Below are 17,527 nucleotides of genomic sequence, written 5' to 3'. Positions count from 1 at the left end.
ATAAGAATTATGGCTAAGAGTAAAAAAGTTACCAAAAAGCGTATTGTTGTAATTGAGCCTGTTGGTCAGGCGCACATCAATGCTACTTTTAACAATATCATTGTTACTTTAACAAATAACAACGGTCAAACTATTTCATGGTCTTCTGCAGGTAAAATGGGATTCAAGGGTTCTAAAAAGAACACTCCTTATGCAGCAGGTCAAGCAGCATCTGATTGCGGTAAAGTAGCATTTGACTTAGGTCTTCGTAAAGTAGAAGTTTTTGTTAAAGGTCCAGGTTCAGGTCGTGAGTCAGCAATTAGAACATTGCAGATTTCAGGTATCGAAGTAACCTCTATCAAAGATATCACTCCGCTTCCGCACAACGGATGTCGTCCTCCTAAAAAGAGAAGAGTATAATAATTAATTTTTAAAGCTAAGAGTCTGTAGCTTAAGGCTACACGATACTTTAAACAAAAAACAATGGCAAGATATACAGGACCAAAGTCCAAAATCGCCCGTAAATTCAGAGAGCCAATTTTCGGCCCTGATAAGGTATTAGATAGAAAAAATTATCCTCCTGGACAGCACGGTGCTTCCAAAAGAAGAGGTAAACAATCCGAGTACGCAGTACAGTTAATGGAAAAACAGAAAGTTAAATATACTTATGGTGTATTAGAACGTCAATTCCGTAACTTATTCACTAAAGCATCTTCTCGTGAAGGTATCACTGGTGATAACTTATTGCAATTATTAGAAGCTCGTTTAGATAACACAGTATACAGATTAGGTATTGCTACAACACGTTCAGCTGCACGTCAGTTAGTTAGCCATAAACACGTAACAGTTAACGGTGAAGTAGTAAATATTCCTTCATATCAATTAAAAGCTGGTGATGTTGTTGCAGTTCGCGAAAAGTCTAAGACTTTAGAAGCGATTACTAATTCAGTAGCAGGCAGAGTAATCAATAAATTCAATTGGTTAGACTGGAATGCAAGTGAATTGTCAGGTAAGTTCTTAACTTATCCTAACCGTGATGAGATCCCAGAAAATATCAAAGAGAACCTTATAATAGAGTTATACTCTAAGTAATATATTTAGTGAATTGCCTTCTGGGCAATTCACTTTATTTCATTACATAATTTTAATAACGATCTAAAAACATTATAAATGGCAATTTTAGCATTTCAGAAACCCGATAAGGTAATCATGCAGAAATCAACAGATTTCGATGGTATATTTGAATTTCGTCCTTTAGAGCCCGGTTTCGGTGTAACAATTGGTAATGCCCTAAGAAGAATTTTACTTTCTTCTTTAGAAGGTTATGCCATTACAAGTATTCGTTTTTCTGGCGTATCTCACGAGTTTTCTACAATGAAAGGTGTTGTAGAAGATTTGACGGAAATCATCCTTAACTTGAAACAAGTACGTTTTAAGAAAGTTGGTGATTCTGGTGATTCTGAAAAAGTTTTCATTTTAGTAAACGGGCAAGATCAGTTTACCGCTGGAGATATTACAAAATTCTCTAACAACTTCGAGGTTCTTAACCCTGATTTCGTTATTTGTAACATGGAAAAAACAGTGACTTTAGAGGTAGAATTAACTATCAATAAAGGACGCGGTTATGTTCCAGCTGAAGAAAATAAAATCAATGATGCTGTAGTTGGTGTAATCGCAATCGATTCGATTTTTACCCCAATGAAAAATGTAAAATACTCGATTGAAAATTATCGTGTTGAACAAAAGACAGATTATGAAAAATTAATTCTAGATATCTCTACAGATGGATCTATCCACCCTGAAGAAGCACTAAAAGAAGCTGCGAAAATCTTAATCCAGCACTTTATGTTGTTCTCTGATGAGAATTTAGTATTAGAATCTCAAGCTAAAGAAGAAACTAAAGAAGTAGATGAAGAAATTTTGCATATGCGTAAAATTCTTAAAACTGAATTGGTTGATTTAGATCTTTCTGTGCGTGCATTAAACTGCCTTAAAGCAGCTGATATCCGTACTTTAGCTGACCTGGTTTCTTATGATGTTGCTGATATGTTAAAATTCAGAAACTTCGGTAAAAAATCATTGACTGAGATTCAGGAATTGGTGAAATCTAAAAGCTTATCTTTCGGTATGAACTTATCGAAATTCAAACTTGACGAAGAGTAAACCAATACTACCCTTAAATAACAATATTGTTAATCGTGTATAATTCCCTCAGATAATAATCAACGAGACGGTATACACTGAATAAAATCAAAATGAGACACGGTAAAAAAAATAACCACTTAGGAAGAACAGATTCACATCGTAAGGCGATGTTGGCTAACATGGCTTCATCGTTAATTAAACACAAGAGAATTCAAACTACTTTAGCAAAAGCAAAAGCTTTGCGTATGTATGTTGAGCCTCTTTTGACTAAATCTAAAACTGATACTACACACTCTCGTCGTATCGTTTTTAGTTACTTACAAGATAAAGAAATCATTACTGAATTGTTCCGTGATGTTGCAGCTAAAATTGCAAATCGTCCAGGTGGTTACACAAGGATCATTAAATTAAACAACCGTTTAGGTGATAACGCTGAAATGGCTTTAATCGAATTGGTTGATTACAATGAAGTTTACGGTAAAGAAGTGGAATCTGCTGAGAAGAAAACTACACGTCGTGGTAGAACTAAAGCTAAAAAAGCTGACGATACTACAGTTGCAGCTACTCCAGCTACTGAAGAAGCAGCAGTTGAAACTAAAACTGAAGATAAAGGAGAATAATTTATTCCCTCATCATTATAAGGAAAACCCTGTCCGTTTTGGATGGGGTTTTTTCTTTATAGGGGAATTTGTAATTGTTCCGAACCTGGTAGACTATGATAATGTTTTAGTACATTCCAACGGATACCATCATGCTTTAACAAACTGAATTGATTAACTTCGAAATCTGCCTGAAAGGTTTGTTTTTTATAGTATTCCATTATTTCAAGGTAAAGGTCTGGCGTAACGTCTCTGTAGGCAATCGTTATATGTGGTGTTCGACCGCCACTTGCATTTTTACAGAAAGGTTTAGTATGGTTTATTATTTGCGTGTACAAATTGTCAATTTGTTTGTTTGCCGTTGCTGCGACATAGATAGCTTTAGCTTTCTGGAAACCTGAAAAATTGTGAAGATGCTGGATAAAAGGTTTAAAATTTCTGGCTGCTGAAAGGCTGGTTATCAGTTTTGGTTCATAGCTTTCTTCAAGCTCATCAATGTACCTTAGTGTGATATGGACTGGCGGTCTCAACGCCTTAAATACATTGAACCTGTGGGAACACAGTTGTCTGATGTTATCAATTTCAATGGCCAGCTCTTTTGGCGGAAGAATGGCAATTAAATAACGATGTTTCATAAAGCTAATTTACTATTCCTTTTTCAAAAGGGTATCTTTGTGTCGTAATTCAATTTCATGTCAAATCAACTCCATTTACAGCGTTTTCAAGAACAACTCGCGGAAAGTCTTTCCTCGAATACTTTTCTAAAAGTTTCCCTGGGCAATTATCAGGGAAATGATAAAGAATTAAAAAATGTTTACGTCCGCAGGGTGAAAATTAAAAGAGCAGATATGCTTTCTTTTACCTACCGCAATAAGACCAGAGACATCGTTAAGAATTTTCCGATTCCAGATGGAATCACGATGGTTACTCATTTTATCAGTAATGATTTTAAAGCCTGTACTTTGTTCACTACGGAGAAGGAAGTGATTTTGGAGCACGGTAAGAATCATGTGATCGCAATGCGGGAAAGAATCTTGAATGGTGATGGTAAAACAGTACCTAGCTTAGCGCATAATAAGGAGAAGAAGCGACTGATTCAGCCTGCTGGTAAGCCTTATTTGCAAGAATTGAAGATTACTGACGGGGAGGGAAATGTATTTAAAAACGCCCAGGATAAGTATAAACAAATCAACCAGTATGTAGAGATCCTGAGTTCCCTGATTAAAGAATTGCCGGAAAATAGCATTAAGAAAGTAGTGGATATGGGTTCTGGAAAAGGGTATCTGACCTTTGCTTTGTATGATTATTTACATCAGGTATTGAAACTGGAAACGAAAGTTACAGGGGTAGAATACAGGGATGACTTGGTGAGTTTATGTAATGGGATTGCGAAAAGCTCAGGCTTTATTGACCTGGATTTTGTGCCTGGAACGATTCAAGATTATCAGGTAGACACTATTGATTTGTTGATCGCCTTACACGCCTGTGATACAGCAACGGATGATGCTATTTATAAAGGAATAAAGGCGAATGCGAGTTTAATTGTTGTAGCTCCTTGCTGCCATAAACAGATTAGACGTGAAATGGATAAACATAAGGTTAGAAATGAAGTTTCGGTATTGACCAAGTATGGTATCTTTATGGAACGACAGGCAGAAATGGTAACTGACGCGATTCGTGCGTTGATCCTGGAATATTTTGGTTATAAGACGAAAGTCTTTGAATTTATTTCTGATGCACATACGCCTAAAAATGTATTGGTAGTAGGGCTGAAGTCGGCTAATGTTTCAACAAAAGCATTGGAACAGAAACAAGCAGAAATTAAGCAGAAGCTCCAAGAAACTAAAGCCTATTTTGGAATTGGCTACCACCATTTGGAACGTTTACTGAAGTTGGATCAGTAAAAGACATCGTAATTCTGTCATCCTGTCACATTTTTGTAACAAGATTCGGACAGAAAATTACTTTATACTGGACAAATAACAAAAAATTCTGCCAAAACTTAATTGGCACATTGCTTGTTAAACAAGAAATAATTAGAAATAAATAATAAGATTCATAAACATAAATAGAGATAAATAGCATGTCAAAAATTATTGGTATAGACTTAGGAACAACAAATTCTTGCGTATCCGTAATGGAAGGTAACGAACCTGTAGTTATAGCCAACAGTGAGGGTAAGCGTACTACGCCATCCATTGTTGCTTTTGCAGAGAATGGTGAGCGCAAGGTAGGTGAGCCGGCAAAACGCCAGGCAATTACTAACCCAACAAAAACAATTTATTCGATCAAACGCTTTATGGGCAGCAGCTTTGCTGAAGTGTCTAAAGAAGCTGGTCGTGTACCTTATAAAGTAGTTAAGGGCGACAACAATACACCACGTGTAGAAATTGACGACCGTAAATACACACCACAAGAAATTTCTGCGATGATTTTGCAGAAAATGAAAAAAACAGCTGAAGACTTTTTGGGTCATGAGGTAACTGAAGCAGTTATTACTGTTCCTGCTTATTTCAATGATGCACAACGTCAAGCTACTAAAGAAGCTGGTGAAATTGCTGGTTTAACAGTGAAACGTATCATCAATGAGCCAACTGCAGCTGCTTTAGCTTACGGTTTGGATAAAGCACAGAGAGACATGAAAATTGTTGTGTTTGACTGTGGTGGTGGTACTCATGACGTTTCAGTATTAGAGTTAGGTGATGGCGTATTTGAAGTAAAATCAACTGACGGTGATACTCACCTAGGTGGTGATGACTTTGACCACGTTATTATTGATTGGTTAGCAGCTGAATTCAAAAACGAGTATGGTATGGACTTGAATCAAGATCCAATGGCTTTACAACGTTTGAAAGAAGCAGCTGAGAAAGCTAAAATTGAGCTTTCAAGCACCACTTCAACTGAGATCAACTTACCTTACATCACTGCTGATGCAACTGGTCCTAAACACTTGGTTAGAAACTTAAGCCGTGCTAAATTTGAGCAATTGGCTGCTGATTTAATTAAACGTACTATTGACCCATGTAAATCAGCATTGAAAAATGCAGGTTTAAAAACTAGCGATATCGATGAGATCATCTTAGTTGGTGGTTCAACTCGTATTCCTGCTATCCAGGATGCTGTTAAAGCTTTCTTCGGTAAAGACCCTTCTAAAGGTGTTAATCCTGATGAGGTAGTAGCAATCGGTGCTGCAATCCAAGGTGGTGTATTAACAGGTGAAGTTAAAGATGTATTGTTATTAGATGTTACTCCTCTTTCTTTAGGTATTGAGACTATGGGTGGTGTAATGACTAAATTAATTGAAGCCAATACAACTATTCCTTCTAAAAAAGCAGAGACTTTCTCTACAGCAGCTGATAACCAGCCTTCAGTAGAGATCCATATCTTACAAGGAGAGCGTCCAATGGCTGCTCAAAACCGTACGATTGGTCGTTTCATCTTAGATGGTATTCCACCAGCTCCACGCGGAGTTCCTCAGGTAGAAGTAGCATTTGATATTGATGCAAACGGTATCTTACATGTTTCTGCTAAGGATAAAGCTACTGGTAAAGAGCAAAAAATCCGTATTGAGGCTTCTTCAGGCTTAACTGACGAAGAAATCAAAAGGATGAAAGAAGAAGCTGAGCAAAATGCAGATGCTGATAGAATCGCTAAAGAAGAAGCTGATAAAATCAACGGTGCTGATGCTTTGATCTTCTCTACTGAGAAACAATTGAAAGAATTTGGTGAGAAAATTTCAGCGGATAAAAAAGCGCCTATCGAAGAAGGTTTGAAAAAACTGAAAGATGCGCATGCAGCTAGAAACTTCGCTGATATCGATGCAGCTCAAGAAGAATTACAAAATGCATGGAATGCAGCTTCTGAAGATATGTACAAAGCAGGACAAGATGGTGCTCAACCAGAAGGTGCTGCTAGTGCTTCACAAGATGCACCTGCAGGTGGTGACGACGTTACCGATGTAGACTTCGAAGAAGTGAAAGATGATAAAAAATAAGCGTTAAGCTTATTTAAAAGAAAAGGTGTTCTGTTAATTCAGAACACCTTTTTTTATACAGGCTATTTTATTGTCTTGAACGGTTTAATTAAGCCTAGCGCGTCTGTATAGGCCTTGTTAAACAAAAAAGGGATCCACATTGTGAATCCCTTTTTTGTTTAAATGATTTGAGGATACTTAATCCCAAAGATTTGAAGGGTAAGCTCCGTCTTTGATCAATTGATCAATACTCGCCTGAACAATCGGTTTATCTTCTTTATAAGTTACACCGAACCACTGGCTATCTGTAGGAATTACTTTGAAATTAGCAATTCTTGATTTTACCAGGTATTCCGCTACTAATGGAATGAAAAATTCCGATTTAGGATTTTCTTTATTTTGAACAGCAAAATCTCTGAATAGTTCTTCTGCAATTTTAAATACTGCAGGAGTAAAGCCCCAGAAGTTCATCGATACACGTGTATCTGGTGTTAAAGGATATTGAGTGTCGCCTTCTTCGAAAACAATCGCGTCACCGTTCTTTAATACCTTTGTACGTTCTACAACTTCTTCTAAGATACCGTCAGCATTAACCTGGCAAACACCTCTGGAAACAGATCCATACTCAGACAATGTTTTGCCGATTTCGTATCCGATCATTGAATAATTACTGTCGCTAACCTCTGTAGTTAAAAACTTAACCATTTTCTGATAAGCATCTAAACCATAGAAATCATCTGCGTTGATCACACAGAAAGGCTCATTAATAGCTGTTCTACCAGCAAGAATTGCATGTGCAGTTCCCCAAGGTTTTGATCTTTCAATTTCGATATCTACACCAAATTGTTTAATATTGAAGTCCTGAAAAACGTAATCTGTTTCAATTTTTCCGTTTAACTTTGCTTCGAAAATTTCTTTGAAATCCTCTAAAAACTCTTCTTTAATAATAAATACAACTTTACCGAATCCGGCTTTTATAGCATCATATATAGAATAATCAATAATAGTTTCGTTGTTCGGGCCGAACCCGTCAATTTGTTTCATGCTGCCGTAGCGACTCGCCATACCAGCTGCTAAGATTAATAAGGTTGGTTTCATGGGACTAAAATAATTAATATGTTTAAATTCAAGGTAAGAAAATGGGTGTTTTTTCAAATTTAAACAGCAATATCCCGAATTATAGGTAGATTATGGTTGATTTAGAATCCAAATATTCCCTTTCCGCCAGTATTTCTGGTTTTTTTGCCGCTTAACATTCCGAACAGCCCCCGTACAATTTCCTTGCCAATCTGTTTGGTGATGCTCGCGCCCATGATTTGTTCGATCACGCTTTTTTCTTCTTTCTTACTGTTCGTTTCTGAGGATTTTGTTACTGATGATGGGGCAGACTGCTGATCATTGAGTCGTTTGGTTAATATTTCATAAGCGCTTTCCGGATCAATGGTAGTTCCGTACTTTTTGTTCATCGGACTGGACAAAACCAGTTGCTCATAGTCGGATGAATTTAAAGGTCCCATTACCGCTTTAGGTGGCGTAAGCATGGTGGCCGTGACTTCGGTCGGAATTCCTTTTTCATTTAATACCGTAATCAGCGCTTGTCCCGTCCCTAAAGAGGTGAGTACTTTATCAATTTTATAAAAGGTAGAAGTAGGGTAGGTGTTCACTGTTTTCTTTAAGGCGTCTGCATCATTAGGTGTAAATACCCTTAGTGCATGCTGGATACGGTTTCCCAATTGCGAAAGAACGCTTTCAGGGATATCTGTAGGCGACTGCGTACAAAAGAAGACGCCTACACCTTTGGATCTGATGAGTCTGATAATTGTTTCAATCTGCTCTAAAAAGGCCTTTGAAGACTCTTTAAATAGCAAATGAGCCTCATCAATAAAGAATACTAGCTTAGGTTGATCCAGGTCACCTACTTCAGGTAGATTATAGAAAAGTTCGGCCAATAAACTGAGTAAAAAAGTGGAATATAATTTCGGTTGGTTCTGAACGTCTGAGATATTTAAAAGGGAAATTGTTCCTTTTCCATCTGTTTTCTGCAATAGGTCTTCGATATCAAAAGATGGTTCTCCAAAAATCTGACTGAGTCCCTGTTGTTCTATGGTGACAATTTTTCTTAAGATAGTTCCCGAGGTTGATGAAGATATACTCCCATAATCGGCTTTTATTTCGTCTTTTCCAGGACCATCAGACAGGTAGGAAATTAGTTTTTTCAGATCATTCAGGTCGATAAGAGGAAGCTTGTTGTCATCAGCATATTTGAAAATTACTGATAACACACCAGTCTGGGTATCATTTAGATCCAAAATTTTTGCGAGTAAAGTAGGTCCGAACTCGAGAATGGTTGCTCTCATTTGTGCCCCTAATTTCCCAGAAAGCGAATATGGTTCTATAGGGTATGCAGTTGGTACAAAGGGTCTGTTCAGTATTTTTGCTCTTTCTTCAATTTTCGGGTTGCTTTCTCCTGGCTGGTATAAGCCGGAAAGATCACCTTTTACATCCAGCATAAAAACAGGGACTCCCGCATCCGAAAGTTGCTCAGCAAGCAGTTGTAACGTTCTGGTTTTTCCAGTTCCTGTAGCTCCTGCAACGAGCCCATGACGGTTCATCATGTGTAAATAGAGATTTACTTCAGCATCTGCCAATACTTCAGCATTTAAAATTCCGGCGCCTAAATAAATGTAGGCTCCTTGGGCTGGGTATGCTGCTTTGACTTTTTCTATAAAATTTTGGGTTTGATCGCTCATAGTTAGAAAATTTATAGGTGTTGAGCTGGATTTGCTCCCCATACTTTCCTAAAAATAGGAAATTTAAAGCAAAACAAAAGGGTATCTGATTTTAGCAGACACCCCTTAGCTTTATCGCAAAAATGGAAAGAATTTATTTATTGTATTTGAAATCGTGGTTTTTCTCGATGTTCAATAAAGCATGGTAAATCAAGCTGATCACATTGTCTACATCTTCCTTATGAATCATTTCCACTGTAGTGTGCATATAGCGCAGTGGTAGAGAGATTAAAGCAGATGGAACACCACCGTTAGAATAAGCAAATGCATCCGTATCTGTACCGGTAGACCTTGATGAAGCCTGACGTTGGAATGGAATATCATTTTTTTCTGCCGTTTTAATCAGTAATTTATTCAGGTTGGTTTGTACCGCTGGGGCATAAGAAACGACAGGTCCTTTACCGCAAGCTAAATCACCCTGTGTGATTTTATTGATCATCGGCGTGCTGGTGTCATGTGTAACGTCTGTAACGATGGCTACATGTGGTTTAATCCTGTCGGCAATCATTTCGGCGCCGCGTAGACCGATCTCTTCCTGCACAGAGTTAACAATGTATAAAGCGAAAGGAAGTTTTTGTTTGTTTTCTTTTAATAAGCGGGCAACTTCTGCGATCATGAAACCACCAGCTCTGTTGTCTAGCGCTCTTCCCACATAGTAACGGTCATTTAACACCATGAATTCGTCTTCATAGGTGATCACACAACCTACATGGATACCCAATGCTTCCACTTCGTCTTTAGAAGTACAGCCACAGTCAAGGAAAATGTTTTTTAATGCTGGAGCTTCTTCTTTTTCACCACTTCTGGTGTGGATTGCTGGCCATCCAAAGACTGCTTTTACCATTCCCGTATCGGTATGGATATTCACTCTTTTCGACGGAGCAATCTGGTGATCAGATCCACCATTGCGGATCACATAGATTAAACCTTCCGGAGTAATGTAATTTACAAACCAGGAGATTTCATCAGCATGAGCTTCGATTACTACTCTGTATTCTGCTTTAGGGTTAATTACACCTACTGCAGTACCGTAATTGTCGATGAAACTTTCATCAATATAAGGTTTTAGGTAGTCTAACCATAACTTTTGACCAGGATATTCGAAGCCTGTAGGCGATGGATTATTGATATATTCTTCAAAAAATTGGAGTGACTTTTTAGTAACTACAGAAACGTGTTTCTGTTTATCGTCTTTCTTTTTTGTCATTTAATGTTTCTTTAAAACGTATAATAAGCTGTATTGTGCTTTACCAGAACAAATATATAAACTCGGGTGGAAGCAACAAGTTAATTGTTGAGTTGTAACTGCATGATGACAAATTCCAGGCCGGTTTTGCTGAAGCGATCCTCAGTTTCTGAAAAGCCAAACTTCGCATAAAATGTTATGGCAGTACTACGGGCATTACACCATAGCATGGAGGCTCCCAATGGACTCACATAATTGATTAGGTGTTGAAGCAGTAGGCTGCCATAACCTCTTCCCTGAAATTCGGGTATGGTCGCAAACTTTCTAAACTGGTAAACCGTTTCTTCATTAAATAGAGAAACAACAGAAACTAATTGATCACCGGCGAATAAGCCAAAATGGAGGCCATCATGATCGTTTTCTAGCTTTATGGTTTGGTATGGCAGCTCCGGATACATTGCCATATGCCTGATTCGCCAGGTAAGGTCAGGTCTGATCTGTTCAATATGAATTTTTTCCATCGGGTTTAATTTCTGACCTTATTACTGAAAAATTTATAGATGAAAATGTTGAGTAGGATTATCGCAGTCGTTCCAATACAAAACACTGGCCATTGTCCTTTATCCCAAAGCCATAATCCAATTGCAGATCCAACAGCTGCACCGACAAAGCTGAACGACATAAACACCGTATTGAGGCGATTGCGCGCTTCAGGTATTAAGGCATAAATCCGGGTCTGGTTGGTTACATGAATGGCCTGCTGGCCAATATCAATTAAAATAATCCCTGTTACAAATAGGTATAATTGACTACCGGTAAAGTAAAAAGCGACTAGACTTCCAACTTGTAATATCAGGCCGATCAAAATATTTTTACGGGGATTTTGGCCACTACTCAATTTGCCAACCAAGGGAGCAGCTAAGGCCCCCGCAGCGCCGGCAATTCCAAACAGACCGATTTGCATGGTTTGAAAGTTGAAGGGTGGGTTTGCCAGAAACAAGACCATGGTTGTCCAGAATGCACTAAGCACCGCGAAAGCCAGGAAATTGATCATGGAAGCTTCTCTCAATACAGATTCAGTTTTTACATAATGCCACATAGAAGCCATCAATTCCCGGTAAGTTCCTGTAAACGAAGGCCTGCTTAGCGGGAAACGTTTTGCCATCAGCAGCATTAACAGTGCACAGATACCGGCGGCGATAAAATACATATTTCTCCATCCCCATAAAAAGCCAACACTGCCACTGATGGATCGGGAAGCCAGAATTCCTATCAGTAAGCCGCTTGTAATGATGCCTATTGTTTCTCCACGTTTTTCGTCTGAGCTTAAATTGGCAGCCATCGGTAAAATTAATTGGGGAACAACGGAACTTGCACCAATCAGCACACTGGCGATTTGTAACCATAAAAAACTAGAAGACATGGCGGCAAGGAGTAAGGATGCTACCGCTAACCCGGTAATCATTAAGATCTGTTTCCGGCGCTCAAACATATCACCGAGTGGAACCACTAGAAATAAACCCAGTGCATAACCTGCCTGGGTAAGGTAAGTGATCATACCAGCATGACTTTCCGTTACTTTAAATTCTTGGGCCACCAGAATCACCAGTGGCTGACAATAATAAATGTTTGCTACAATAAGACCAGTACAAAAGGCCATGAGCAAGACATCTGTACGACTCAATTTCATTATTATAAGGGTATATTTCCGTGTTTTCTACGTGGTGCGTTCACCACTTTATTTTCCAGCATTTTAAATGCTTTGATCAATTTTATTCTGGTTTGCGCAGGCTCGATTACCTCGTCTACAAAACCACGTTCAGCGGCGCGGTAAGGATTAGCAAAAGTATCAGAGTAGAGCTTTTCTTTTTCCAGCCATTTTTCTTCCGGATTTTCTGCGGTAGAGATTTCTTTCTTGAAAATGATTTCAGCGGCCCCTTTAGCACCCATTACCGCAATCTCTGCAGTAGGCCAGGCGTAATTCATATCCGCTCCGATGTGTTTGGAATTCATCACATCATAAGCGCCACCGTAAGCTTTTCTGGTGATCACTGTAATCCGTGGAACAGTTGCTTCACTAAAGGCATATAGCAATTTTGCTCCATTATTGATAATTCCATTCCATTCCTGATCGGTACCTGGAAGGAAACCTGGGACATCTTCAAATACCAATAAAGGGATGTTGAAACAATCGCAAAAGCGAACAAAACGGGCTGCTTTAGTTGAGGCATGGTTGTCTAATACACCAGCAAGGTAGGCAGGCTGATTGGCAACAATACCAAGACTTCTTCCCGCCAGACGTGCAAAACCGACCACAATATTCTCTGCATATTCTTTATGTACTTCCAAGAAGCTGTTTGCATCTGTTACTTCATCAATCACAGTTCTTACATCATAAGGTTGATTAGCATTTACAGGCATCAGCGTATTTAATGAAATACGTTCCTCATTTGTCGTTTCATAAGGAAGTAAGGCCGGTGTCTCCTCACAATTCTGAGGCATATAGCTCAGTAGTTTTTTAACATGGTTGATGGCATCCAGTTCATTGCTGCAAGCAAAGTGAGTGACACCAGATTTGGTTGCATGGGTACTTGCACCACCCAATTCTTCAGAAGTCACCACTTCATGTGTCACTGTTTTTACCACGTTAGGGCCGGTTACAAACATATATGAAGTGTTTTCTACCATCAAGATAAAATCGGTAATGGCAGGAGAGTACACTGCGCCGCCAGCACATGGCCCCATAATGGCAGACAATTGCGGGATTACCCCTGAAGCCTGCACATTCCTGTAAAAGATATCGGCATAACCGCCCAGGGAAACGACACCTTCTTGAATACGTGCGCCACCGCTATCGTTTAAGCCGATTACCGGAGCACCATTTTTCATGGCCATATCCATGATCTTGCAGATCTTTTCGGCATGAGTTTCTGAAAGCGAGCCACCAAAAACTGTGAAATCCTGGGAAAACACGTAGACCAAACGACCATTGATATTTCCATATCCCGTCACTACACCATCGCCAAGATATTTTTCTCTTTCCATCCCAAAATCGGTACTTCTATGAGTCACCATCATGCCGATTTCTTCAAAGGAGTTTTCGTCCATTAAGAAGTGAATTCTTTCTCTTGCAGTCAGTTTTCCTTTTTTATGTTGGCTTTCGATTCTTACAGCTCCACCACCAGTATGCGCTTGTTTAACTTTATCCTGAAGTAACTCTATTTTGGTTTTCATTAGAATATTTTTGGTTTTTCGTATGGTTGATTGTCTTTTGGGTTGGCCGGAAAGCACAATCTCAGTTAAATGTAGATTTTAAGGTCATCATTTAACTGAGATTGTGATTCCGCTATAATGATTTCGTAAAATAGCAATATTTATTAAATAGATCCTAATTACCAGCGATACTGTAGGCGGGCAGTAAATACATCATCCTTAATGTCTTTGGTGTATTGTGGTAGCTGTGTGTCATCATTAACTACATGCTCGTTATACAAGGTAAATTTTAGACGTCCATTCACCATATAAGTAAGTCCATAACCCAGGGTACTGAACTTAATATCTCCGGCAGTAGTATTGCTGTTTGGCGCACCGATTTCTTTTTCTGACACATGAACATTTGGATCATAAACATCATAAGCAAGCAAAGCATTAAACTTAGATTTTCCAATTCGTTGAGTTAGCCAAAAATAATAGCCATTAAAATCACGCAGGTAAAGGTCTGTTTTTGGTTGAGCAGAGAAGCTTGTGCTGGCAACAGGGCCAGTGATGTCTGCAGTAGCGGCTATTCCAGGTTGTTTTCCCGCTACATATTCTGCCTTAAATGAGGTTGTACCAAAGGAATTGTCATACTGTACTTGTAGGTTGGCGCCATAATAATCACGATTAGCATATGCATTCACATGACTTGGATTGGTGTCTTTGACAAAACCACTGCCATTTTTGACAAAAAATGTTTCTGTGTCACTGCGTACGTAACCTTTATAGTAGGAAGCCCCGAAACCCAAGTTTAATTTTTTATTAGAAAGGCTGTCAAATTTGAAACCTAAGCTTGCAACAATATCTTTTTTTGAGTCATAATCTCTGGCGGTTAATCCACTTCCATTGATTACTGCAATATCTGCGGTTAAAAAGCTTAAAGGTTTATAATCTGGTTTAAATGAGATCATTGCGCCAAGGTCACGTTCTCTAGGCATTAAGGTTTGAAATACCCTTGCACGTTCTGGAAAATCCCTGTATCCCGAAGAATATACGATGGAATACCCAAATGGTCGGTTAAATAATCCGGCAGTAAAAAGAAATTGCTTGGTGTTTTCCTGGTGAAACTGGATAAAGGCATCCATCAAATTTACCCCATTTTGTGTGGCATCAATCTGGAAGACAATACTAGAATATTTATCGGCACGGTCTATCTTCAAACGGCCCCTTCTAATCATAAAACGAGAGTCAGAATTCTTGCTGAAATCTCCACCTGAAAAAGAATTTATTCCTGCAGATTGTGCCCACTGAAATTGCGTTTGAAGATATCCGGTGATGTTTATTTCATGCGGAGCATAAGAAGAGGGGGCGTTATTGCTTTGCGCTAGAACCGAGAAAGGAACCAGCATGACGATAAATAGTAATAATTTTCTCATGAATAAGGTAAGGGTATTTTGAGTGGCCTAAATTACGTTTAATGCTTCGTTTTTCTATGAAATAGGTTTGGTTTTAAATTTAAGAGCCTGTTTTTTAGTTGAATATGAACTAAATTACATTTTTTTTACATGACAATTTGCTAGTTCGGCTATTTTGGAGTTATTTTTGAACAGTTAAGCATGAACTAAATAATCAAAATGTCATTACGGAAATACCGTCTTTTAATCATCATTACCTTTTTAGGCATCTTTTGTGTAAAGATGATGATTTCTGGCGCACCCGTATTTTTTAGTGATATCCAGAAGGAAAGTATTCAATTGGTGATCATGCAGATCGAAGTTGAACACAGTGCCGACGGCGAGAGTGGTAAGGCCAAGGTGAACCTCCTGGATTATAAAATGATTGATTTTCCTTATACCATGGACTTTAATGCTGTCTTGAGCCATTTTGGTATCAGCAACAGTTATATTGATCACTTTAAGAGACATGTCGATCCTTTCCATCCTTCCGTTCCTACACCTCCTCCTAACTTGGTCTAATTTATTCGCATAACTAACCTGTTGTAAGGATAGCTGTGCAATTTTTTAAATTAGTTTACAAGAATTAAAACATTGTTTTATGCAAAATGGGAACTCAATCTTTTCAAGATTGGAAGTGAAGAAGTATATATTAAAAAAGAACTTAAAGCGTGATTTGCCTTCCAGTATCGTGGTATTTTTGGTGGCTTTACCTTTATGTTTAGGTGTGGCCCTGGCCTCAGGTGCACCGTTGTTTGCCGGTCTAGTAACTGGTGTTGTTGGAGGTATTGTCGTTGCAAGTCTTAGTGGTTCTCAATTGAGTGTGAGTGGTCCTGCCGCTGGGCTAACTGCAATCGTGCTTGGTGCGATTGGTCAATTAGGCGGTTATCAGACGTTTTTACTGGCAGTAGTGCTGGCTGGGGCTATGCAGATCGTATTGGGATTATTGAAAGGTGGTATGATCGGTAATTACTTCCCTTCCAGCGTCATCGAAGGAATGTTGGCCGCAATTGGGGTTACTTTAATCCTGAAGCAACTCCCTCATGCCTTAGGTGTAGATTCAGATTTCTTTGGAGATATGAGTTTTTTTCAAACGGACAACCAAAATACGTTTTCAGCTATAGGAAATGCCTTTAGTCATTTTACGCTAGCAGCGATTGTGATCAGTGGATTGTCTATTGCGGTGTTATTGTATTGGCCGAAGTTGAAAAAAGTGAATGTAATTCCTGCGCCACTTATCGTGGTAGCCTTAGGTATTATATTAAGTATCGCTTTCCAGGGGACAGGGTATGCATTGAATGCAACGCAAATGGTGGAAATTCCTGTGGTTAATGGATGGTCGGAATTGACTGGCTTATTTACTATGCCAAATTTTTCTGCGATCACCGATAGTAAAGTCTGGATTGTTGCTGCGACAATTGCAGTAGTAGCCAGTTTAGAAACTTTATTGAGTATTGAAGCGGTAGATAAAATTGACCCGATAAAAAGAACGACTCCAACAAATAGAGAGTTATTAGCTCAGGGTGTAGGTAATATGGCTAGCGGTATGCTAGGTGGTTTACCCCTAACATCAGTAATTGTAAGGAGTTCTGCAAACGTAAATGCAGGAGGAAGAACTAAAATGTCTGCGATTTTTCACGGCGTATGGTTACTTTTGTCCTTCTTATTTATTCCAGGTGTCATCAATATGATTCCATTAGCCTGTTTGGCAGCAATCTTATTGGTAACCGGTTATAAATTAACACGTATTGCTTTATTTCAACATATGTACCATAAAGGCTGGGACCAGTTTGTACCGTTTGTGATTACGATTATTGCCGTGTTATTGACTGACCTGTTAAAAGGTGTGGCAGTAGGAATGTTATTCTCTATTTTCTACCTGTTACGTACCAATATGCGTAATCCATTCTTTTACAAAATTCAGGAGGAAGGAACCAAGAAAAATCTTCGCATCAAATTAGCGGAAGAGGTTTCATTTTTAAATAAAGCAGCCATTCAGGTCATGCTGAATAATATCCCTAAAGAAACAACTGTCATTATCGATGGAACAAATTCCCGATATATTGATCCGGATGTGTTGGAAACGATTTTCAACTTTAAGCACAATGCTTTTACAAAAGGAACGATAGTAATATTAGAGAACATTAAGAAACAGTATACTGTGCCAAAGTTGGACAGTAAAATTATAGAAGAAATTAATAATTAAA

Annotated in this window: 16 protein-coding genes; 8 read left to right on the top strand and 8 right to left on the bottom strand. The window is 38.6% G+C overall.

Going from position 1 to position 17,527, the window contains the following annotated elements; translation table 11 throughout:
* The first annotated feature begins 9 nt into the window (after positions 1-9).
* The 4 genes from rpsK to rplQ all read left to right on the top strand — a co-directional run bounded on the left by rpsK (position 10) and on the right by rplQ (position 2,744).
* Positions 10-399, top strand: a complete 390-nt coding sequence (rpsK, locus tag GM920_RS11650) for a 30S ribosomal protein S11 (protein ID WP_041878538.1) — start codon at positions 10-12, stop codon at positions 397-399.
* Positions 400-462: 63 nt separating this feature from the next.
* Complete coding sequence (gene rpsD, locus GM920_RS11645) at positions 463-1,071, top strand: 30S ribosomal protein S4 (RefSeq protein ID WP_062550420.1); 609 nt, start codon at positions 463-465, stop codon at positions 1,069-1,071.
* Between the two features lie 78 nt (positions 1,072-1,149).
* Complete coding sequence (locus GM920_RS11640) at positions 1,150-2,142, top strand: DNA-directed RNA polymerase subunit alpha (protein ID WP_062550419.1); 993 nt, start codon at positions 1,150-1,152, stop codon at positions 2,140-2,142.
* Between the two features lie 92 nt (positions 2,143-2,234).
* Complete coding sequence (rplQ, locus tag GM920_RS11635; protein ID WP_182957286.1) at positions 2,235-2,744, top strand: 50S ribosomal protein L17; 510 nt, start codon at positions 2,235-2,237, stop codon at positions 2,742-2,744.
* 56 nt (positions 2,745-2,800) lie between these two features.
* On the opposite strand, the gene GM920_RS11630 is transcribed toward rplQ, so the two are convergent.
* A complete protein-coding gene (locus tag GM920_RS11630) occupies positions 2,801-3,358 on the bottom strand; it encodes a 2'-5' RNA ligase family protein (protein ID WP_182957283.1) in 558 nt (185 codons plus the stop codon).
* A 57-nt stretch (positions 3,359-3,415) separates the two neighbouring features.
* Between GM920_RS11630 and GM920_RS11625 the strand changes: the two genes are divergently transcribed.
* Both GM920_RS11625 and dnaK read left to right on the top strand, forming a co-directional pair.
* Complete coding sequence (locus tag GM920_RS11625) at positions 3,416-4,627, top strand: class I SAM-dependent methyltransferase (protein ID WP_182957280.1); 1,212 nt, start codon at positions 3,416-3,418, stop codon at positions 4,625-4,627.
* A gap of 179 nt (positions 4,628-4,806) precedes the next feature.
* Positions 4,807-6,717 (top strand): molecular chaperone DnaK, encoded by a 1,911-nt coding sequence (gene dnaK / locus GM920_RS11620; protein ID WP_182957278.1) that lies wholly within the window; start codon positions 4,807-4,809, stop codon positions 6,715-6,717.
* 177 nt (positions 6,718-6,894) lie between these two features.
* Here dnaK and GM920_RS11615 read toward each other — a convergent pair whose 3' ends face one another.
* The 7 genes from GM920_RS11615 to GM920_RS11585 form a co-directional block, all read right to left on the bottom strand.
* Positions 6,895-7,794, bottom strand: a complete 900-nt coding sequence (locus GM920_RS11615; protein WP_182957275.1) for a nucleotidyltransferase family protein — start codon at positions 7,792-7,794, stop codon at positions 6,895-6,897.
* 101 nt (positions 7,795-7,895) lie between these two features.
* The gene (locus GM920_RS11610; protein ID WP_182957273.1) at positions 7,896-9,446 is read right to left on the bottom strand and encodes a helicase HerA-like domain-containing protein; all 1,551 of its coding nucleotides are present in this window, start codon (positions 9,444-9,446) and stop codon (positions 7,896-7,898) included.
* A gap of 133 nt (positions 9,447-9,579) precedes the next feature.
* Positions 9,580-10,692: a M42 family metallopeptidase gene (locus tag GM920_RS11605; protein WP_182957271.1), complete on the bottom strand. Its 1,113-nt coding sequence runs from the start codon at positions 10,690-10,692 to the stop codon at positions 9,580-9,582.
* Positions 10,693-10,772: 80 nt separating this feature from the next.
* Positions 10,773-11,192 (bottom strand): GNAT family N-acetyltransferase, encoded by a 420-nt coding sequence (locus GM920_RS11600; protein ID WP_182957269.1) that lies wholly within the window; start codon positions 11,190-11,192, stop codon positions 10,773-10,775.
* Positions 11,193-11,197: 5 nt separating this feature from the next.
* Positions 11,198-12,361: an MFS transporter gene (locus GM920_RS11595; RefSeq protein WP_202986092.1), complete on the bottom strand. Its 1,164-nt coding sequence runs from the start codon at positions 12,359-12,361 to the stop codon at positions 11,198-11,200.
* A 2-nt stretch (positions 12,362-12,363) separates the two neighbouring features.
* Positions 12,364-13,905, bottom strand: a complete 1,542-nt coding sequence (locus GM920_RS11590; protein WP_182957268.1) for an acyl-CoA carboxylase subunit beta — start codon at positions 13,903-13,905, stop codon at positions 12,364-12,366.
* Positions 13,906-14,063: 158 nt separating this feature from the next.
* On the bottom strand, positions 14,064-15,302 hold the full coding sequence (locus tag GM920_RS11585) for a porin (protein WP_182957266.1): 1,239 nt from the start codon (positions 15,300-15,302) through the stop codon (positions 14,064-14,066).
* 198 nt (positions 15,303-15,500) lie between these two features.
* On the opposite strand from GM920_RS11585, the gene GM920_RS11580 reads away from it, so the two are divergent.
* Together GM920_RS11580 and GM920_RS11575 are read left to right on the top strand one after the other, a co-directional pair.
* Entirely contained in the window at positions 15,501-15,842 is a 342-nt protein-coding gene (locus tag GM920_RS11580) for a hypothetical protein (RefSeq protein WP_182957264.1), read from the top strand.
* A gap of 79 nt (positions 15,843-15,921) precedes the next feature.
* Positions 15,922-17,526: a SulP family inorganic anion transporter gene (locus tag GM920_RS11575; RefSeq protein ID WP_182957262.1), complete on the top strand. Its 1,605-nt coding sequence runs from the start codon at positions 15,922-15,924 to the stop codon at positions 17,524-17,526.
* Position 17,527 lies beyond the last annotated feature (1 nt).

The organism is Pedobacter gandavensis (assembly GCF_014172405.1).
In the GTDB taxonomy this organism is placed as follows: domain Bacteria; phylum Bacteroidota; class Bacteroidia; order Sphingobacteriales; family Sphingobacteriaceae; genus Pedobacter; species Pedobacter gandavensis.
The sequence above is the reverse complement of the archived record's forward strand: the minus strand, read 5'-3'. Positions and strand labels throughout refer to the sequence as shown.